Origin of the sequence: Enterobacter sp. R-25 (assembly GCF_049913205.1) — a bacterium.
Classification (GTDB): domain Bacteria; phylum Pseudomonadota; class Gammaproteobacteria; order Enterobacterales; family Enterobacteriaceae; genus Enterobacter; species Enterobacter ludwigii.
In genome coordinates, this window is the sequence record NZ_CP183982.1 from 2,905,713 (window position 1) to 2,924,153 (window position 18,441).

General features: G+C 52.6%; 20 protein-coding genes. 11 read left to right on the plus strand and 9 right to left on the minus strand.

Annotation, left to right across the window (positions count from 1 at the left end; translation table 11 throughout):
• Positions 1 to 48: 48 nt before the first annotated feature.
• The gene (locus ACN9MQ_RS13930) at positions 49 to 390 is read right to left on the minus strand and encodes a hypothetical protein (RefSeq protein WP_333060673.1); all 342 of its coding nucleotides are present in this window, start codon (positions 388 to 390) and stop codon (positions 49 to 51) included.
• Between the two features lie 247 nt (positions 391 to 637).
• On the opposite strand from ACN9MQ_RS13930, the gene tyrP reads away from it, so the two are divergent.
• Positions 638 to 1,849 carry a tyrosine transporter TyrP gene (tyrP, locus tag ACN9MQ_RS13935; RefSeq protein ID WP_032678446.1) on the plus strand — a complete coding sequence of 404 codons (1,212 nt, stop codon included), beginning with the start codon at positions 638 to 640 and terminating at the stop codon, positions 1,847 to 1,849.
• 31 nt (positions 1,850 to 1,880) lie between these two features.
• Here tyrP and ACN9MQ_RS13940 read toward each other — a convergent pair whose 3' ends face one another.
• The gene (locus ACN9MQ_RS13940; protein ID WP_121339408.1) at positions 1,881 to 2,549 is read right to left on the minus strand and encodes a YecA family protein; all 669 of its coding nucleotides are present in this window, start codon (positions 2,547 to 2,549) and stop codon (positions 1,881 to 1,883) included.
• Positions 2,550 to 2,974: 425 nt separating this feature from the next.
• Between ACN9MQ_RS13940 and ACN9MQ_RS13945 the strand changes: the two genes are divergently transcribed.
• From ACN9MQ_RS13945 to ACN9MQ_RS13965, 5 genes are all read left to right on the plus strand, one after another.
• Positions 2,975 to 4,096, plus strand: coding sequence for a branched-chain amino acid ABC transporter substrate-binding protein (locus ACN9MQ_RS13945; RefSeq protein WP_044858178.1), 1,122 nt, complete (start codon positions 2,975 to 2,977; stop codon positions 4,094 to 4,096).
• Between the two features lie 100 nt (positions 4,097 to 4,196).
• Positions 4,197 to 5,111, plus strand: a complete 915-nt coding sequence (locus ACN9MQ_RS13950; RefSeq protein WP_025203827.1) for an ABC transporter permease subunit — start codon at positions 4,197 to 4,199, stop codon at positions 5,109 to 5,111.
• An 11-nt stretch (positions 5,112 to 5,122) separates the two neighbouring features.
• On the plus strand, positions 5,123 to 6,397 hold the full coding sequence (gene livM, locus ACN9MQ_RS13955) for a high-affinity branched-chain amino acid ABC transporter permease LivM (protein ID WP_020883360.1): 1,275 nt from the start codon (positions 5,123 to 5,125) through the stop codon (positions 6,395 to 6,397).
• A complete protein-coding gene (locus tag ACN9MQ_RS13960) occupies positions 6,394 to 7,269 on the plus strand; it encodes an ABC transporter ATP-binding protein (protein WP_014170700.1) in 876 nt (291 codons plus the stop codon). The genes livM and ACN9MQ_RS13960 overlap by 4 nt, the downstream gene beginning before the upstream one ends.
• Positions 7,266 to 7,982, plus strand: coding sequence for an ABC transporter ATP-binding protein (locus ACN9MQ_RS13965; RefSeq protein ID WP_014170701.1), 717 nt, complete (start codon positions 7,266 to 7,268; stop codon positions 7,980 to 7,982). The genes ACN9MQ_RS13960 and ACN9MQ_RS13965 overlap by 4 nt, the downstream gene beginning before the upstream one ends.
• A 92-nt stretch (positions 7,983 to 8,074) precedes the next feature.
• Here ACN9MQ_RS13965 and cspF read toward each other — a convergent pair whose 3' ends face one another.
• Positions 8,075 to 8,287 (minus strand): cold shock-like protein CspF, encoded by a 213-nt coding sequence (gene cspF, locus ACN9MQ_RS13970; protein ID WP_426020966.1) that lies wholly within the window; start codon positions 8,285 to 8,287, stop codon positions 8,075 to 8,077.
• A gap of 285 nt (positions 8,288 to 8,572) precedes the next feature.
• On the opposite strand from cspF, the gene ACN9MQ_RS13975 reads away from it, so the two are divergent.
• Positions 8,573 to 8,791 carry a cold shock domain-containing protein gene (locus ACN9MQ_RS13975; RefSeq protein ID WP_014170702.1) on the plus strand — a complete coding sequence of 73 codons (219 nt, stop codon included), beginning with the start codon at positions 8,573 to 8,575 and terminating at the stop codon, positions 8,789 to 8,791.
• A 297-nt stretch (positions 8,792 to 9,088) separates the two neighbouring features.
• On the opposite strand, the gene ACN9MQ_RS13980 is transcribed toward ACN9MQ_RS13975, so the two are convergent.
• Positions 9,089 to 9,259, minus strand: coding sequence for a YnfU family zinc-binding protein (locus ACN9MQ_RS13980; RefSeq protein WP_305961753.1), 171 nt, complete (start codon positions 9,257 to 9,259; stop codon positions 9,089 to 9,091).
• Positions 9,260 to 9,384: 125 nt separating this feature from the next.
• On the opposite strand from ACN9MQ_RS13980, the gene ACN9MQ_RS13985 reads away from it, so the two are divergent.
• Both ACN9MQ_RS13985 and ACN9MQ_RS13990 read left to right on the plus strand, forming a co-directional pair.
• Positions 9,385 to 9,579, plus strand: a complete 195-nt coding sequence (locus tag ACN9MQ_RS13985) for a hypothetical protein (protein ID WP_044868437.1) — start codon at positions 9,385 to 9,387, stop codon at positions 9,577 to 9,579.
• A 57-nt stretch (positions 9,580 to 9,636) separates the two neighbouring features.
• On the plus strand, positions 9,637 to 9,864 hold the full coding sequence (locus ACN9MQ_RS13990; protein ID WP_014170703.1) for a hypothetical protein: 228 nt from the start codon (positions 9,637 to 9,639) through the stop codon (positions 9,862 to 9,864).
• A 191-nt stretch (positions 9,865 to 10,055) separates the two neighbouring features.
• Here ACN9MQ_RS13990 and fucR read toward each other — a convergent pair whose 3' ends face one another.
• From fucR to fucP, 5 genes are all read right to left on the minus strand, one after another.
• Positions 10,056 to 10,784, minus strand: coding sequence for an L-fucose operon activator (gene fucR / locus ACN9MQ_RS13995; protein ID WP_113656014.1), 729 nt, complete (start codon positions 10,782 to 10,784; stop codon positions 10,056 to 10,058).
• Positions 10,785 to 10,840: 56 nt separating this feature from the next.
• Complete coding sequence (fucU, locus tag ACN9MQ_RS14000; RefSeq protein WP_020883358.1) at positions 10,841 to 11,263, minus strand: L-fucose mutarotase; 423 nt, start codon at positions 11,261 to 11,263, stop codon at positions 10,841 to 10,843.
• A gap of 1 nt (position 11,264) precedes the next feature.
• Positions 11,265 to 12,683, minus strand: a complete 1,419-nt coding sequence (gene fucK, locus ACN9MQ_RS14005) for an L-fuculokinase (RefSeq protein ID WP_113656015.1) — start codon at positions 12,681 to 12,683, stop codon at positions 11,265 to 11,267.
• A gap of 101 nt (positions 12,684 to 12,784) precedes the next feature.
• Positions 12,785 to 14,560, minus strand: a complete 1,776-nt coding sequence (gene fucI / locus ACN9MQ_RS14010; RefSeq protein WP_426020965.1) for an L-fucose isomerase — start codon at positions 14,558 to 14,560, stop codon at positions 12,785 to 12,787.
• A gap of 30 nt (positions 14,561 to 14,590) precedes the next feature.
• Positions 14,591 to 15,901, minus strand: a complete 1,311-nt coding sequence (gene fucP / locus ACN9MQ_RS14015) for an L-fucose:H+ symporter permease (protein ID WP_426020964.1) — start codon at positions 15,899 to 15,901, stop codon at positions 14,591 to 14,593.
• A 543-nt stretch (positions 15,902 to 16,444) separates the two neighbouring features.
• On the opposite strand from fucP, the gene fucA reads away from it, so the two are divergent.
• Both fucA and fucO read left to right on the plus strand, forming a co-directional pair.
• A complete protein-coding gene (gene fucA / locus ACN9MQ_RS14020) occupies positions 16,445 to 17,092 on the plus strand; it encodes an L-fuculose-phosphate aldolase (RefSeq protein WP_020883353.1) in 648 nt (215 codons plus the stop codon).
• 27 nt (positions 17,093 to 17,119) lie between these two features.
• A complete protein-coding gene (gene fucO / locus ACN9MQ_RS14025; protein ID WP_073396050.1) occupies positions 17,120 to 18,268 on the plus strand; it encodes a lactaldehyde reductase in 1,149 nt (382 codons plus the stop codon).
• Positions 18,269 to 18,441 lie beyond the last annotated feature (173 nt).

Consider the following 18,441-nt stretch of genomic DNA (forward strand, 5'->3'; position numbering starts at 1 on the left):
CTGCGGTGCTGTTTTCAGCGCCGCACTTTTTATTCTCCGCGCACAGATTTACATACACCCCGCACAGCTTGTACACCGCCAGTCCTGCGCATTGACCGCCTGGTAAAAATACCGGTAGTTAGCCGTCTCCAGCGGAATACCGGCATCAAAAAAAACATCTGTCAGCCAGTCTACGTTTTCAATGATCCACTCATCTTCTTTTAGCCCCTGCGCAAAGGTGTCGTCCTCAGGATCGATGATCGAATAAATAGCCCAGGTGCCCATATCCTTTTCACGACGCGATTCAGGAAGCTGCAGGGCCTGGTTCTGCCAGCTGATTATCCAGTGACCATGGCACAGTAAATTACCGCCCCGGCTCCACGCCGCAGTAAAGGGATTATTCTCCGCCATCTGCCCTCACTTTATTTGAAAACTTATAGTTATTGTTTAAATTACGCCTGATTTTTCGGCAAAAATAGTGCCCTTACGAAGTAGGTATCCCCTCCCAAAGGGGCAGGTGCGGGTAAATCACTTAAAGTCGAAAAATATCGTAAATAATTCATTACACCAACTGTAACGGTCATTTGACGAAGCGGGGCTTTTCCCTTACTCTGCGCCGCAGAATTTGTCGCGATTACGAATCGTTGTAGAGGAATGCGTGAAAAACAGAACCCTGGGAAGTATTTTTATCGTCGCCGGAACGACGATTGGCGCAGGAATGCTGGCGATGCCTCTGGCTGCCGCAGGCGTTGGATTTGGAATGACACTGCTGCTGCTTGGCACACTCTGGGCGTTGATGTGCTACACCGCCCTGCTGTTGCTTGAGGTTTATCAGCATGTGCCCGCGGATACCGGCCTGGGTTCTCTTGCGGCACGCTACCTGGGACGCTATGGCCAGTGGATAACCGGCTTTAGCATGATGTTCCTGATGTACGCCCTGACCGCGGCCTATATCAGCGGCGCCGGCGAGTTAATCGCCTCCAGCGTTAACGACTGGTTCGACGCTGACATCACGCCTTCAACGGGCGTTATCTTCTTTGCGCTTATTGGCGGGGGGGTGGTCTGTGTGGGGACTTCGCTGGTCGATCTGTTTAACCGTTTTCTGTTCAGCGCCAAGATACTGTTCCTGATTGTGATGCTGGTTCTGCTGGCACCGCATGTTCACAAGGTCAATCTGCTGACGCTGCCGCTGGAAAAAGGGCTGGCGCTGTCCGCGATCCCGGTTATTTTCACCTCGTTTGGCTTCCACGGCAGCGTGCCCAGCATCGTGAGCTATATGAACGGCGATATCCGTAAGCTACGCCGCGTCTTTATGGTGGGGAGCGCCATCCCGCTGATTGCCTATATTTTCTGGCAACTGGTGACGCTGGGGAGCATTGACGCGTCGACCTTTACCGGGCTGATGGCGGAACACGCTGGCCTTAACGGCTTTCTGCTGGCACTGCGTGAGGTTGTCACCTCCCCGCACGTTGAGCTGGCGGTCCATCTGTTTGCCGACCTGGCGCTGGCCACCTCATTCCTGGGTGTGGCGCTCGGCCTGTTTGATTACCTGGCCGATCTGTTCCAGCGTCGCAATACTGCCGCAGGACGCTTACAGACGGGGGCAGTCACCTTCCTGCCTCCTCTGGCGTTCGCGCTGTTTTACCCGCGTGGGTTCGTGATGGCGCTGGGGTATGCAGGTGTGGCGTTATCCGTGCTGGCCCTGCTGCTCCCTTCCCTGCTGGCCTGGAAGAGCCGCCAGCAGCATCCTCAGCAAGGGTACCGCGTCATGGGCGGCAAACCGCTGCTGTGCATGGTGTTTGCCTGCGGAGTGATGATTATTCTGGTGCAATGCTTGATAGCCGCAGGGATGCTGCCGGAAGTGGGTTAACAAAAAAGGGGCTGAAATCAGCCCCTTTTTATTAGTGCAAACAGCAGCTCTTAAACTTCTTACCGCTGCCGCACGGACACGGATCGTTACGCCCGACCTTTGTGCCGTTAACAATCGGTTTTTTTGCTTCCGGCTGCTGTGGGTTGTCCACCCAGTAATTGTACAAACGCAGAGCCGCAGGCTGAATGCTCTCAATGCTGGCTTTATATTCGTCTTCGCTCAGCTCATCCAGCTTCTCGCTGTTCTCGTCTGTACCGTGCAGCGCAATCGCATCAAGATCGGCCTTCAGTGCTTCCGGTAAGGCTGACCAGTCCGTCAGCGCCACACCGCGCATATAGCCATAACACCACTCTTCAACAACGGTATAGCTCTCGCCGTCGACATCGTTGTAACCAAACATCGGCTCAAACTGATCCGGGTATTCGCTCAGGCGCTCAGCAATGTCGTTCATATGCTTAAAGCAGAGATCGATAAAACGGTGCATTTCACGATCGTTTTTCCAGCGCGGAATGTATTTCTCGCCACCCCACACGGCCACCAGCCAGATATCTGGCTCAACGACAACAGGGCCGGAAAGGACTGCGGTAAGCATGCCGTCCAGTTCAGACACGTCAATCACGGACGCATCGTCATGACCGTAAGACATTAATGTCTCTTCAAGCCACGCCATTTCGCTTTCATTCAATGGGCCTTCAGTCATCGCTGACACTCCTGATAAAAAAGGAAAAGATCCTGACACATATCTCACGGCTTTCCTATCTGAAGTTTAGGTCTTTATTGCTGCAAAAACGTGCAAATCGTGACCATTGCACAACTTATGGGCTTTGTTGTTAACGATATGTGATCTCCGCTGTAATTTCATCGCGTCCCACAAGGTGCCATATCACCGCACTCTATACTCAAACATGTCACAACCCGCTCAATGGGTTAACCATTCTGGCAACGATTTTGCTTAATGTTCTTCGCGCGAACCTGCGCAGGGAAACCTCGCCGTATTACGCAGGCGTTGTCTGGATCTTGTTCGTTTAGTGCATTTTGTTCTTGCTCGTGTTTTTGGATTGGCTGCGCCGTCGGCGTCCGGGTTTACGCCGTGGTGCAAAAACCTCTTTGCTAAGGAACATAATAATGTCGCTGAAATTTATCAGAACTCCCCTTTCTATCGTGCTGGCCGGTTGTCTGGTGACGGCATTTTCTGCGCATGCAGATATTGTCATTGGTGTGGCCGGGCCGTTTACCGGTCCAAACGCCACCTATGGCGATCAGTACTGGCACGGTGCAACGCAGGCCGCTGAAGACATTAACGCCGCAGGCGGCATTAACGGCGAGAAGATTAAGCTGGTTCAGGGGGATGATGCCTGCGAGCCGAAACAAGCCGTGGCCGTCGCCAACCGTCTGGTCGACCAGGATAAAGTCAACGCGGTGGTCGGCCATTTCTGCTCCTCTTCCACAATGCCCGCCTCCGAGGTGTACAGCGACGCGGGGATCCTTGCCATTACCCCCGGCTCGACCAACCCGCTCATTACCGAACGAGGCATGACCGATATGTTCCGCATGTGTGGTCGCGATGACCAGCAGGGCCAGGTCGCCAGCGATTTCATTATCGATAAGCTGAAAGCCAAACGTGTGGTCATCATCCATGACAAAGACACCTACGGTCAGGGGCTGGCAGACGCCACCAAAGCTGCGCTGGCGAAGCGCGGGGTTCAGGATGTGATGTATGAGGGCTTATCCCGTGGTGAGAAAGACTTTAACGCGCTGGTGACTAAAATCGGCGCACAAAAGCCGGATGTGGTGTTCTTCGGCGGTTGTCACCCGGAAGCCGGCCCGCTGGTTCGCCAGATGCGTGAACAGGGCGTGCAGGCGAAATTCTTCTCCGGCGACTGTATCGTCAACGAAGAGATGGTGACCGCGGCGGGTGGACCGCAATATACCAAGGGTATTTATATGACTTTTGGTAAAGACCCGCGTCTGATCCCGGATGGGAAAGCGGTCATTGAGAAATTCCGCGCCGGAAAATTCGAGCCTGAAGGTTACACCCTCTACTCTTATGCCTCCGTTCAGGCCATTGCCGCAGCCTTCAAGGCTACGGGCGGTAAAGACTCGGCCAAGGCCAGCGAATGGCTGAAAGCCAATGCCGTCGACACGGTTATGGGCAAAAAAGCCTGGGACAGCAAAGGCGATCTGAAAGTGTCTGACTACGTGGTGTATCAGTGGGACGATAACGGAAAATATAAGGAAGTTCAGTAACGGGACGGAGTCACGCTCAACGCCGGCAGGTTCGCCTGTCGGCGCGTAATAAACATCAGGCTGCGCGTGCCGCGCAGCTTAAAATAACGAGCGCGCTATGATGAGTACATTCTTCCTGCAACAGTTAATAAATGGCTTAACGCTGGGCTCCGTCTATGGATTAATCGCCATCGGCTACACCATGGTGTATGGCATCATTGGTATGATTAATTTCGCCCACGGCGAAGTGTATATGATCTCCGCCTACCTCTGCGCCATTGGCCTGGCGCTGCTCTCTTTCTTCGGCCTGCAGTCGTTCCCGTTGCTTATCCTCGGTACGCTGATCTTCACGATTGTGGTGACCGGTGTTTACGGCTGGACTATCGAGCGCATTGCCTATAAGCCGCTACGCAACTCCACCCGTCTGGCACCGCTTATCTCCGCCATCGGGATGTCTCTGATTTTGCAAAACTACGCGCAGCTGAGCCAGGGGCCACGTCAGCAAGGGGTGCCCACGATGCTGGATGGCGTACTTCGCCTGCATATCGGTGAGGGGTTCGTTCAGATAACCTACACCAAAGTGTTTATTCTGGTTGCCTCGTTCGCCGGCATGCTCTTGCTGACATGGATAATCAACAATACCCGGCTTGGGCGGATGTGCCGTGCGGTGCAGCAGGACCGCAAAATGGCCTCCATTCTGGGCATTAACACCGACAGAATCATTTCGCTGGTCTTTGTGATTGGCGCGGCGATGGCCGGTCTGGCGGGTGTGCTCATCACCATGAATTACGGCACTTTCGATTTCTACGTCGGATTTGTCATTGGCATCAAGGCGTTTACCGCAGCGGTGCTCGGCGGGATTGGCTCCCTGCCCGGTGCGATGCTCGGCGGGTTGATTCTGGGCGTCGCCGAGGCGCAATTTTCCGGCATGGTGAACTCAGATTATAAAGATGTGTTCTCGTTTGGCTTGCTGGTCTTGATCCTGATTTTTCGTCCTCAGGGTCTGCTTGGCCGCCCGATTGTCGCCAAAGTGTGAAGGAGAATACGATGACCTCTCACGGCTTTTCGCTTAAGCGCTGCATTCTGGACGCCATTTTTTCCGGGCTGATTGCGTTAATAATTTTTGGCCCGATTGCAGGCGTGGTGCTGGACGGATACAGCTTTAATTTCGCCGGACAGCGGCTCGCATGGATAGTCGGCATCGTGATGCTGGGCCGTTTTCTGCTGAGCGCTTTTTTAGGCACCGCTCCGGGTGCACGTTTCCAGGCACGTTTTGAAGCCGACAGCGCGGGGGTTTATGTCCGGCCGCCGGAATACAAAAGCCGCATGCGCTGGATAATCCCGCTGATTATCGCCCTTGCGATCTGCTTTCCCTTTGTTGCCACCAAGTACGTTCTCACCGTCGCCATTCTTGGGCTTATCTACGTGCTTCTCGGTCTCGGGCTGAATATTGTGGTCGGTCTGGCCGGGCTTCTGGATCTCGGTTATGTCGCTTTTTATGCCATCGGCGCTTACGGGCTGGCGCTGGGGTATCAGTATCTGGGATTAGGATTCTGGAGCATGCTGCCGCTGGCGGCAATTATGGCTGCCGCGGCCGGCGCCCTGCTCGGCTTTCCGGTGCTGCGCATGCACGGTGATTACCTGGCGATCGTCACGCTTGGCTTTGGGGAGATTATTCGCCTGATCCTCAACAACTGGCTGACCTTCACCGGTGGCCCGAACGGCGTTTCTGCCCCACCTCCCACCTTTTTCGGACTGGAGTTTGGCCGCCGTGCCAAAGAAGGAGGCGTGCCCTTTCACGAATTTTTCCATCTGACCTACAACCCGAACATGAAGTTTATCTTTATCTACACGGTCCTGTTCCTGGTGGTGATGCTGGTGCTGTATATCAAGCATCGTCTGACGCGGATGCCTATTGGTCGGGCATGGGAAGCCCTGCGGGAGGATGAAATCGCCTGTCGCTCAATGGGATTAAATCATGTGCTGGTCAAGCTCTCGGCCTTTACGCTGGGTGCGTCGACTGCCGGCATCGCCGGGGTGTTTTTTGCCACTTATCAGGGCTTTGTCAACCCGACATCGTTTACCTTTTTTGAATCGGCGCTGATCCTGGCGATTGTGGTGCTCGGCGGTATGGGCTCAACGCTTGGCGTGGTGCTGGCGGCGTTTGTGCTCACGGTGACGCCGGAGCTGCTGCGCAGTTTTGCCGAGTACCGGGTTTTACTGTTTGGCATGCTGATGGTGGTGATGATGATCTGGCGTCCACGCGGGTTGATCCGCATTAACCGCAGCGGGTTTGCCGTGCGTAAGGGCGTAGCGCCATGAACGGAACGATATTAAGCGTTGAACATCTGATGATGCATTTCGGCGGGATCAAGGCGTTAAACGACGTCAACCTGGACGTGCAGCGCGGTTCAATTACTGCGCTTATTGGCCCAAACGGCGCGGGAAAAACCACCGTCTTCAACTGCCTGACCGGTTTCTATAAGGCTTCCGGCGGCAATATTTTCTTCAATACGCGCAATAAGACGACCAACGTCATTCAGATCCTCGGGCAAAAATTCCAGCCAGGAGACTGGATCCACCCTGCGCAGTTTGGGCAACGCCTGTTCTACAAAATGTTCGGCGGCACTCACCTGGTGAACCGCGCCGGACTTGCGCGCACCTTTCAAAATATTCGTCTTTTTCGCGAGATGTCGGTCGTGGAAAACCTGCTCGTGGCCCAGCACATGCGCGTCAATCGCAACCTGCTGGCTGGCGTATTCAATACGCCAGCGTACCGACGGGCGGAAAACGACGCGCTGGACAGGGCCTTTTACTGGCTGGAGGTGGTCGATCTTGTGGAGTGTGCCAACCGCCTGGCGGGCGAGATGTCGTACGGTCAACAACGGCGCCTGGAGATCGCGCGGGCCATGTGCACCGGCCCGGAAATGATCTGTCTGGATGAACCCGCCGCCGGGCTGAACCCGGTAGAGACACATAAGCTGAGTAACATTATTCGTTTTCTGCGCGACAACCACGGCATAACGGTATTACTGATTGAGCACGACATGGGGATGGTGATGGAAATATCGGACGACATTATTGTGCTCGACCATGGCGATGTGATTGCCCGGGGGAAACCTGAGCAGATCCAGCATGACGAAAAGGTGATTGCCGCCTATCTGGGCACCGATGAAAGCGAGGTCACTCTATGAATGAGCCGCTGCTGGCATTTCGCGAGGTGGATGTGTTCTATGGCGTGATTCAGGCGCTGAAGCAGGTATCCCTCGAAGTGCATAAAGGGGAAACGGTGGCGCTTATCGGCGCGAATGGCGCGGGTAAATCGACATTGCTGATGTCTATTTTTGGCCAGCCGCGTATTCGTAACGGGCAAATCCTGTTTTGCGGCGAAGACATCAGCCATAAATCTACCCACTATGTGGCCTCCGGCGGCATAGCGCAGGCACCCGAGGGGCGGCGTATTTTTCCGGATATGACGGTTGAAGAGAACCTGCTGATGGGGACCATTCCTGTCGGCAATCAATTTGCCGCCGACGATATGCAGAGCATGTTTGAATTGTTCCCGCGCCTCAAAGAACGCCGTAAACAGCGAGCCATGACCATGTCCGGCGGAGAACAGCAAATGCTTGCCATCGCCCGCGCGCTAATGAGCCGCCCTAAACTGCTACTGCTGGATGAACCCAGCCTGGGTCTGGCGCCCATAGTGGTTAAGCAGATCTTCCAGACGCTGCGCGAGCTGGCTCGCAACGGCATGACCATTTTTCTGGTAGAGCAAAATGCGCATCATGCTCTGAAGCTTTCTGACCGTGGCTACGTCATGGTCAACGGGCAAATTCGCCTCAGCGGCAGCGGCGAGGAATTGCTGGGAAACCAGGAGGTAAGAAAAGCCTATTTAGGCGGAGTGTAATTCATACGCGTGTCGCGCATAAATGTAACTATATGTCAGGCGATACGACGCGGGTGATTCAATTTACCGCTATTAACATCTTCGCTGATAATTTATGAAAGATAGACATTTGCGGCCATCGGTCCGCTGAGTCCGTTGATACGACAGAACTCAACGCGAATCCCGGGAAGGAGCGTTTCTTTTTCGTTGTTATTAAAGGCTGAAATGTGGAGAAGAACGTCCTTTCGACCATCTGAAGGGATGATTAGGCCTTTGCCACTGTGCATATCAAAACTTTTGACAATTCCTGTCATTTTACGAGACAAATAAGATCCTCTTAGAAAACATGCATTAACTATACACACAAATTAATTTTAAGCTAATGCAGCGTGACACTTTTTATGTGAGCCTTCCGGAAGGCTAAAATAAAAATTGCTAATTCTCCCTCCTCATGCATTAATGAAGTCGTTGGTTTAATCCACACACGAGCGTAAAAAATTTTACCCGGCAGTCCTCATAACCAGGCGCTATCGCTGATATCCCCTCCTTTTGAGTCCATACGTTTAATATTATACGTTTCTTAGCATTTCAAATACTCACAAGGAGTCTGCATGTCTTCAAGAATTATAGGTTTGGTTAAGTGGTTTAACGAAGATAAAGGTTTCGGTTTTATCTCTCCTGTCGATGGTAGCAAAGATGTGTTTGTGCACTTTTCTGCTCTGCAGGGTGATGATTTTAAAACTCTCTTTGAAGGCCAGAAGGTCGAATTTGCTATCCAGAGTGGCGAAAAAGGCCCTGCTGCTGCAAGCGTAATACTTTGCGATAGATAAAGTTATCACGGACCCGCGATCACGATGATGGATTTTTCCTGAGTAGACGGGTCCTGGATTAGAAGGCTTTTTCTGAGCAACAGGTCAGCATATTTTTCTCGTAGAAAGAGTGTGCTGACCGATGTGATGAAGTGCAGGTCTGCTGCACGAAGAGTCTTAAAGCAGAAGCGAGCTGCTTGTAAAATATCAAAGTGCGTAAGAGGTCAGGCAACCTCCAAAAGCATCACTTCTTCAATGTTGCTTTGCCAAATGAGATCGTCTGTAAAGACGCAAATTCATCATCTGGCAAATGCATTTTTAGAATTTTTGAGCGGTTTTGAAAAGAGTGCTGCAGTGTGGGCAGACAAGTTGAGCCCCTTTTTGTACACGGCTGAAACTATGCTCAGAGTCTTTTGAACAGTTTGGACATGGACATTTTACTAAGTAATTGCGACGGAATTGTGTATTTTTACGTCCTGACATAGGCATCTCCTGATTTAAACGACTGTCACCATACACGTTCACGAAGATGATTGCTTGCTTTTATTTCCGAATGATTGCAAAAACCAAAGAAAGTACAAATGCAACGTTTTTTCGAAAATTAAATACCGCTAATGTTAAAAAAGGTAAATGATATCAACTTAAATATTCACTTCAGATGCCCATGTTGTCATGGCTCCCAATACAGAACGTCGATTTTTGATGTGTCTGAAAAAAATCCGTATGGCGCTAAATGCATTTTCTGCAAATCGACGATGACATTCGCAGACAGACCTGACGGCCAGACAAAAATTTTCGCGCCGTCCTGATCCCCCTCGCCTTCACAGAGAAGGTGCTTAAGCAGATAACAACCAACAAGGTGAGATATGAAGAAAGTCATCGTCTTTTTCAATGGTAAACCGAGCAATGTTGTCACCGTGCTTAAGGGTATTACATCCATACGGCAGGAATATCCGAATGGTGAAGCGATAAACCTGCAGATAATGTCCGCAGGTTTTCCTTCTCTGACCGGCGATCATGAAGTGGTATATGTGGCGTCGGACAGGGAGCTGACTTCTCAGGAAATTCTGGATGCGGCTAAGAAATATTTATAATTATTCTGAATGTATGGCTGTTCTTGTAGATGCCCTTATTTAAGGGTAATCCCCTTCTTATTTGTGCTGCTAACATCTTTTGTTTACCCTCCCCGCGTTAAAAATCTTATACGGAATGAATAATACGTTAACGCTATCGCGAACAAACACATCCCTAATAGACTTAATTGCGTCATAATGTGTCAGGTGGCTTATTGTCTCAGCCCTGACTCATTCAGTTGTGTGTCAGACACAATATGCGTTACCTCATCCAGGTGCCCAATTCTGGCCTCCCCTGAACGATTAAACTTACTCTTATCTATCAACAATAAAGACTGTGAAGCGCGCTTGAGTAGCAGCGATTTGAAGCCAGCGTTGACCCTGTTGGAATCCCACAACCCTCCATGACTGTCTATCCCTTCGCAGGAGAAGATAAACAGGTCGATGTCCAGCAGTTTAAGTTGTGAAATCAACGAGGGGTTAACGTAGCAGCCATACTTACGCTCGAGTTTACCGCCGGAGCTAATAAGTTGAATCTGTTCACGTTTGCCCAGTTCCAGACAGATGGGGTGACTGTTAGTAAAGATCTGAATATCGATGTCAGGAAGTTGACGCGCAAGATACCAGCAGGTTGAGCTGGCATCCAGGGCAATGACCATCCCGGCTTCAATCCACTCCAGCGCCTCTCTGGCGATATCCGCTTTATGCGTGAAGTGGCTCTTAAGGCGAATATGAAAAGGATCGCCGCTGTCCTGGTTTTCCCGGTGAATATATTTCGCCCGCCCGTGGTTGCGCAGCACTTTTCCCTGCGCCTGCAGTTCGCTGAGATCCCGGCGAATGGTCTCTTTACTGACGTTAAGCTGGGTGGATAAAACGTCCGTCGTCAGACTATGATGCTGAATCAACAGGTCGATTATCGTTTGCTGACGTGCCTCTTTCATTTTTTCTCACCCATCATTCGATACACGCCCGCGCTGGCGGGCGCACCGGCATGAGATTACGGCGTTACCCCCTTTTTTAAAAGAATATTCCCGTATTTAGCACACTCCCCTGTGACAACGATCGCAAAGGATTTTTTGGCACGTGCGTAAAACGCATAGCGGTCAATGCGGGTAATTGCCGGACAGGGTGCCTGACGTGAAAGCGCATCGCGATAGCGAGCCTCAACACGGGGATCGAGGGAGTCACCCTCAACTGCAGCCATCATCACCAGTGGCGGCGCGTAGCTGTCGAGCTCAAAAAGCGGGATAATCGCATGCAGCAATTCGCTGACCTTTAGCCCATCGGCGCGTATAACCTGCGGCCCCATACTGTGGGCGGGGAAATGGGCATCAGAAAAAATAATCTCATCGCCGTGGCCCATTTCGGCCAGGACTTTCAGTAGTTCAGGTGATATTAACGGTGAAATCGTTTTTAACATCTCAAACTCCCTCGATCGGTGCAGAGTCGGTTTCCGGAAAGAAGTAGCGGTACTGATAATGCATCTGCGCTCTGGCATGTTCCGGGCTCGTAAATTCTCCGATCCCGTACCAGCCAAACAGGGCTGCCCCCGCGACAGTGGTTTCTGCATCATCAAGTACCTTGATGGGGATGCCGAGCATATTGGCTTTGATCTGGTTCCACAGCATGTTACGGCTGCCACCGCCGACCAGCAGCAGTTCAGTCGCGTTGAAGTGACCAATCTTTTCCAGCGTGCGCAGATTCTGCGCCAGTTGCCCGGTGAGGCCCTCCAGCGCAGCGCGATAAAAATGACCGCGAGTGGTGTTGAGTGTGACGCCCTCCCAGCCCGCATGCTGACAGCCGAGGAGATCACAGTGCATTTTCACCCCTTCGGACCCCATGGGTATGCGGCGGGCTGTCTCAATCAGCGTTTGCCAGGGCGTCTCTTCGGTCCAAAGCAGTTTACGTACCCATTCAAGTACGCCCGATGCCAGCCACTGCATGCCAGGGTTATACAGCCCTGGCTGGCTGTCCAGTTCGCAGGTAGAACCGACGTAGCGACTGAGCAGCGGCGTGTTGACCTGCGCACTGCGCACCATCAGGATCTCCCATGTTCCCGAGGAGAGGACGGGTTCATCCGCCGCGGCACCTGCACCAAACAACGCAAACTGGGTATCGTGTCCGGCGGAAATCACCGGGATACCGGCGGGTAGGTCAAGCCATTGGGCAGCATCAGACTGTAAATTACCGACGAGCTCACCGGCTTCCACCAGACGTGGGAAGAGCCGACGCGGCAAACCCGCCGCCTGCAAAATTTCATGGCTGAAATCGCGCTGTTGAATATCCAGCATCTGGCTGGTCCCTGCCATAGTAACGTCGGTGGTGAATTCGCCGGTCAGACGGTGGTTAATCAGCGACGAGATAAACAGCCAGGCGTGTGCCTGTTCCAACAGCTGCGGGTGATTTTCTTTTAGCCACACCAGCTTATACAGCGTATTGAAGCCAAATGCCCCCACGCCGGAAATGTCCTGAAGCCGCTGAGGTGACAGCAAGCGGCCAATATTTTTCATCACTTCGGCAGTGCGTGGGCATTTCCAGCTGATGATTGGGTAGAGCAGCCTGCCGTGCTCATCGACCAGCGCGCCATCAACACCGAAGGTGGTCACCGTGACGCCGCGAACGCGACAGTTTGCCAGACTCGTCTTCAGCGAGCGGCAACAGTCCGCGAAGCGTTGCATAATGGCCTCGAGAGACCACTGGTGCCAGGCGCTATTTTCTATGGCGATGTCGCTGGCATTTGCCGTAGCGGCACGGGCGATAATTTTGCCCTGCCGGTCAACGGCAATGGCCCGGATATTGGTCGCTCCGCAGTCGAGAACCAGAATAACCTCTTGTTTCATAACAACTCCTGAAACGTCGCCGGCTAACGTGTCGCTTATCCGGCCTGCAATTCGGTGTTTTACAGGCCCGGTAAACATACGCTACCGGGCAAAGACGTTACTCAACGTTTGTACAGCGGGCCATAGTTTTGACAGGCGCGGTAATCCTGGCCTTCGCTATCCATGCCGTGCGCAGCCCAGGCGGAAGGACGATAGACCTTCGACTCTTCCACGTTATGCATGCAGACCGGAATTCGCAGCATTGATGCCAGGGTGATGAAGTCTGCGCCGACGTGGCCGATGGTCAGCACGCCATGGTTTGCCCCCCAGTTCGCCATCACGGAATAAACGTCGGTAAAGGGACCTTTACCCGTCAGACGTGGTGCGAACCAGGTGGTCGGCCAGGTTGAATTGGTACGGGCGTCAAGCCGATCGTGCATCTCTTTCGGCAGTTCCACGCTCCAGCCTTCTGCAATCTGCAGAACCGGGCCAAGACCTTTAATGATATTCACGCGAGTCATGGTGAACGGCACGCCGCCTTCGGTCAGGAAGCGAGAAGAGAAACCGCCGCCGCGGAAATATTCATGTATCGCCGGACACCATTCGGTGGCCGCCAGGCAGGCATCAACCTCCTGCTGGCTAATGTCCCAGAATGGCTTCATTGTTGGATTGCCATCGCTGCCGCGCTGTTTGCATGAGCCATCGAGAGCCGCAGAGCCGGAGTTGATCAGGTGGATAATACCCTTCTCAGCCAGACCGCTGAGCGGTTGACCGGTCACGCGCGCTACCGCTTCTGGAGACCAGTAGGTGCGCACGTCGGCGAACACCTGTGCTGTGCCGGTCAACTGGTGGCCCATTAGCATCGCTACGCCGTTGAGGCTGTCATTTTCGGTCGCGACGACAAAGGGTTCACGCACGCCATTCCAGTCAAAGGAACTGTTAAGCAACGCTTCGGCGGTATCGCCGTTCGGGTATTGATCGGTCCAGTGACGCTGGCCCTGGAAGCCTGCCGCAATGGCGTTGTAGCCCAGCGATTCTTCCACCCGCCCTTTTTCCGCCAGTGCTGGGTTGCCCTGCATCATGTCGCGGATACACATCGCCATCAGCAGGCTCTCTTTCAGCACCTCGCGGTTCTGCGCTTCGTTACGCTTATACTGCTGCGCGTTCTGGTCTTCGCCGTAGCGGAAGTTTTTGTCCGCCCAGGCCAGCGCCATTTCCAGTTCGGTTTCATCGAAGATTTTCTGATCAATGCGGCGGCGCAGTTCAGTCATATCAACTGCCTGTACCTTCATCCCCAGCCAGGATTCGAAGAAGTTAGGGTCGACGATGGAACCGGCAATCCCCATCGACACCCCCCCAATGGAGAGATAGCTTTTCCCTTTCATACTGGCGACGGCTAAACCGGCACGCGCAAAGCGCAGCAGTTTTTCCGCAACATCTTCGGGAATCGAGGTGTCGTCGGCGTCCTGGACATCATGACCATAAATAGAGAATGCCGGAATCCCTTTCTGGCTGTGTGCAGCCAGCGCGGCGGCCAGATAAACGGCACCCGGACGTTCAGTCCCGTTAAAACCCCAGATGGCTTTCGGACGCATGGGGTCCATATCGATCGTTTCGCTCCCGTAGCACCAGCACGGCGTCACGGTGATGGTCACGCCGACGTTCTGGCTGCTGAATTTTTCTTCACAGGCGGCAGATTCGGCCATCCCCGCAATGCAACCGTCAGCAATGACGCATTCAATTTGCTCGCCGTTGGGGTGACGAAGCTTTTCAGTGAGCAGCGCGGCGGTGGCGTTGGCCATATTCAGGGTTTGCTCCTCCAGAGACTCACGAACCCCCATACGACGACCATCAATCACCGGACGGATACCTATTTTCGGTAAGCTGATTTTTTTCATGACAGATCCCTCACGTTTTCGGATACAGGTTTAATTCGTTGCCGCTTGCGAACGGAAACGGGCAAAGATGAAGATGACGGCAAAACACACTGCCGGAACCAGTTCTGCTGTTGGGATATTGCCTGCAGCATCGCTGACAAAGCCCATGACCGGCGTCACAATCCCGCCGCCGATAATGGTCATGACGATGAATGACGAGCCGTATTTGGTGTCCTGACCCAGGTTCTTAATCCCAAGGGAGAAAATGGTTGGGTACTGAATAGACATAAATGCACTGCACAGCGTTAGGGCCAGTAGACCGAAATGGCCGCCGAATACGGCGGAGACCAGGCATAGAACCATGGCAAGCAGGGCATAAGCGGCCAGTACTTTATGCGGTGCGAAGCGGCTGATTAGCCATGTACCGGTAAAACGACCGATGAAGAAGCACACCATGGTGCCGGTCAGGTAGTTGGCGGCGAAACCTGGCGTCATGCCGGGGATCTCTTCAATAGCGTACCGGATCAGGTAGCTCCAGCAGGCAGTTTGCGCGCCGACATAACAGAATTGCGCCAGCACCGCCCAGCGCCAGTGGCGAATACGGACCAGACGGGAAAGAGAGGTAGAAAATGTGCTTTGTGTGCCGTCGACGTGATTATCGCTCTGAAGGACCGGAAATTTGGTCAACATAATCAGCAGGGCGACCAACAATACAATTGCCACGATAATCATATAAGGCGTTTGTACGGATAACACCAGGCTGTGCTTATAAATGCTTAGCTGTTCTGGCGTCATTTTATCGAGTACCGCCTGAGAGTGATGCGGCACGTGAGACAAAATTAGGCTTTGTCCAAACACAACGGCAATAATAGCGCCAAAAGAATTAAAAGTTTGCGCCAGATTAAGACGGAAATGACCACCACTCTCTGGCCCCAGCACTGTCACAAAGGGGTTAGCAGCAGTTTCAAGGCAACCTAACCCCGCCGCTATAATAAAAAGACCGACTAGAAACAATGTATAATTCATTAACTCAGCCGCAGGCCAGAATAATGCAGCACCAATGGCATATAAAAACAACCCGGTAATAATACCTGCCTTATAGCTGAGTTTTTTCATCAGTATCCCGGCAGGAACTGGAATGACAAAGTAGCCGAAATAGAACGCAGATTGTATCAGGCCAGCCTGGAAGTTTGTCAGGGTAAAGGCTTGCTGAAACTGGGGGAGTAAAATGTCATTCAGGTTATTAGCGACTGCCCAAAGAAAAAAAAGTGAGCAGAGTAACGCGAAAGGAATAATGTAACGCTGGGCTTGCCCGGCATTGACCGCACGAAAACTCTGCGTTGGTATTGTTGTATTTCCCATAACACCCTCGTTAGTCAGAAGCGTCAGAATGTGACTTTCCTTTCTTGCCAGACGGTAAAAATAAAAAGGTGCTTTACTCTTACTGGCGCGAATCTGGCGATCGGAATGATCTCGTGAATGCATTTTCATGTAAAAAAGGGGGGCGAATATGATGACAATCACATTTAACGGCAACGCGATATCTTTATGTGATCGTTATCACTTTAAATTTAATAAAAACAACCCCCATCGGGGAAAATAAACATTAAAAACCACAACCCCAGTGACCGATTTAATGTATTACTCCGGAAACGGGCATTTTCACAGTAAAAATCATCAAAACGACTGTTTGAATAAAAATCTTCTGAATCGGTCATTTTTACCGAAATGAATTAATTGAATAAGGATCAATTCCAGACTATTAATTGACGGTGATCACAAAGTGAAACCACCGGATTTTTTTTAGCGTTATTCCCTATAAAGATGGTGCGCAAATATACGGTTAATTCATCAGGACAACAGGCTTGTTCTGCTGGTGCTTTAGATCATCAAGAGAGGTAACAAATGGAACGAAATAGACTGGCGCGGCAGATTATTGATACCTGCCTGGAAATGACCCGCCTGGGGCTAAATCAGGGCACGGCTGGCAACGTCAGCGTGCGCTATCAGGACGGGATATTGATAACGCCAACGGGGATCCCCTATGAAAAACTGACGGAGTCACACATCGTTTATATTGATGCCGACGGTCAGCATGAACAGGGCAAACTGCCTTCCAGCGAGTGGCGTTTCCATATGGCCGCCTACCAGACGCGTCCGGATGCGCAGGCGGTGGTGCATAACCATGCGGTGCACTGTACCGCCGTGTCTATTCTTAACCGCCCTATCCCGGCCATTCATTACATGATTGCCGCCGCAGGCGGTAATTCCATACCCTGCGCGCCATATGCCACATTTGGGACACGCGAGCTGTCCGATTATGTCGCCTTTGCCCTCAGGAACCGCAAAGCAACGCTGTTACAGCACCACGGCTTAATTGCCTGTGAAGCAAATCTGGAAAAAGCCCTGTGGCTGGCGCATGAAGTTGAAGTACTGGCACAACTGTACCTTTGCACGCTGGCAATAACGGATCCGGTCCCGGTACTGGATGACGATGCTATCGCCATTGTACTGGAAAAATTCAAAACCTACGGACTGCGCATTGAAGAATGACATCGCATAGCAAACAGGAGAAATGCCATGGCGAAAAGAATGATTTTGAACGAAACGGCCTGGTTTGGCCGGGGCGCGACAGGGATGCTTTGCGATGAGGTAAAGCGTCGCGGCTATCAAAAAGCGCTGATTGTCACCGACAGGACGCTGATACAGTGTGGTGTGGTGGCGAAGGTCACGGATAAGCTGGACGAAGCGGGGTTGGCCTGGGAAATATACTCCGGCGTGCTTCCTAACCCGACAATCGGAATAGTACAGGAAGGGCTGGGTGTTTTTCAGAACAGCGGCGCAGATTACCTTATCGCTATCGGGGGCGGCTCGCCTCAGGATACCTGTAAGGCAATCGGTATTATCAGCAATAACCCGGCGTTTAAGGATGTTCGTAGCCTTGAAGGCCTGTCCCCAACCCGTAACCCCAGCGTACCCGTTCTGGCCATTCCCACTACAGCCGGAACAGCGGCTGAAGTGACCATTAACTACGTGATCACTGATGAAGAGAAGCGGCGTAAATTTGTTTGCGTCGATCCGCACGACATTCCGCAGGTCGCTTTTATCGATGCAGATATGATGGACGGTATGCCGCCAGTGCTGAAAGCAGCAACCGGCGTTGATGCGCTGACCCATGCGATTGAAGGGTATATCACCCGGGGCGCATGGGCCTTGACCGATGCGCTACACATCAAGGCGATTGAGATTATTGCCGGCGCACTGCGCGATTCAGTCAAGGGCGATCGAGATGCCGTCGAGGCGATGGCGCTGGGCCAGTATGTTGCCGGCATGGGCTTTTCCAACGTTGGCCTGGGGCTGGTTCACGGTATGGCGCACCCGCTGGGTGCTTTTTATGACACACCGCACGGCGTGGCGAATGCCATTTTGCTGCCCCATATCATGCGTTACAACGCTGACTTTACCGGCGATAAATTCCGCGATATTGCACGGGCGATGGGCGTGAAGGTTGAAGGGCTGAGCCTTACGGACGCGCGCAATGCTGCCGTGGATGCCGTCTTCAGGCTTAATCACGATGTGGGCATCCCGCTCCATCTGCGTGAGGCTGGAGTACAAAAAGAAGATATCCCGATGCTCGCCCAGGCGGCATATGATGATGTCTGTACTGCCGGCAACCCACGGGAAGCGAGCCTGGCAGATATTAGCGAGCTGTACCATACCGCCTGGTAGTGAGACTGCGTTACCCGGTTTAGAGGCCCCTTCTGGGCCGGGTGACGCAGAGAGACAGTGCCATCAGTATTTAAAACCGTGATTTCGCAGCTGACGACCGACGCCGACAGATCCTATCGCTAATGGCCATTGTTGGGCATGATTGCCCTCTTATTGTGGCGAAGTTGAAGGGT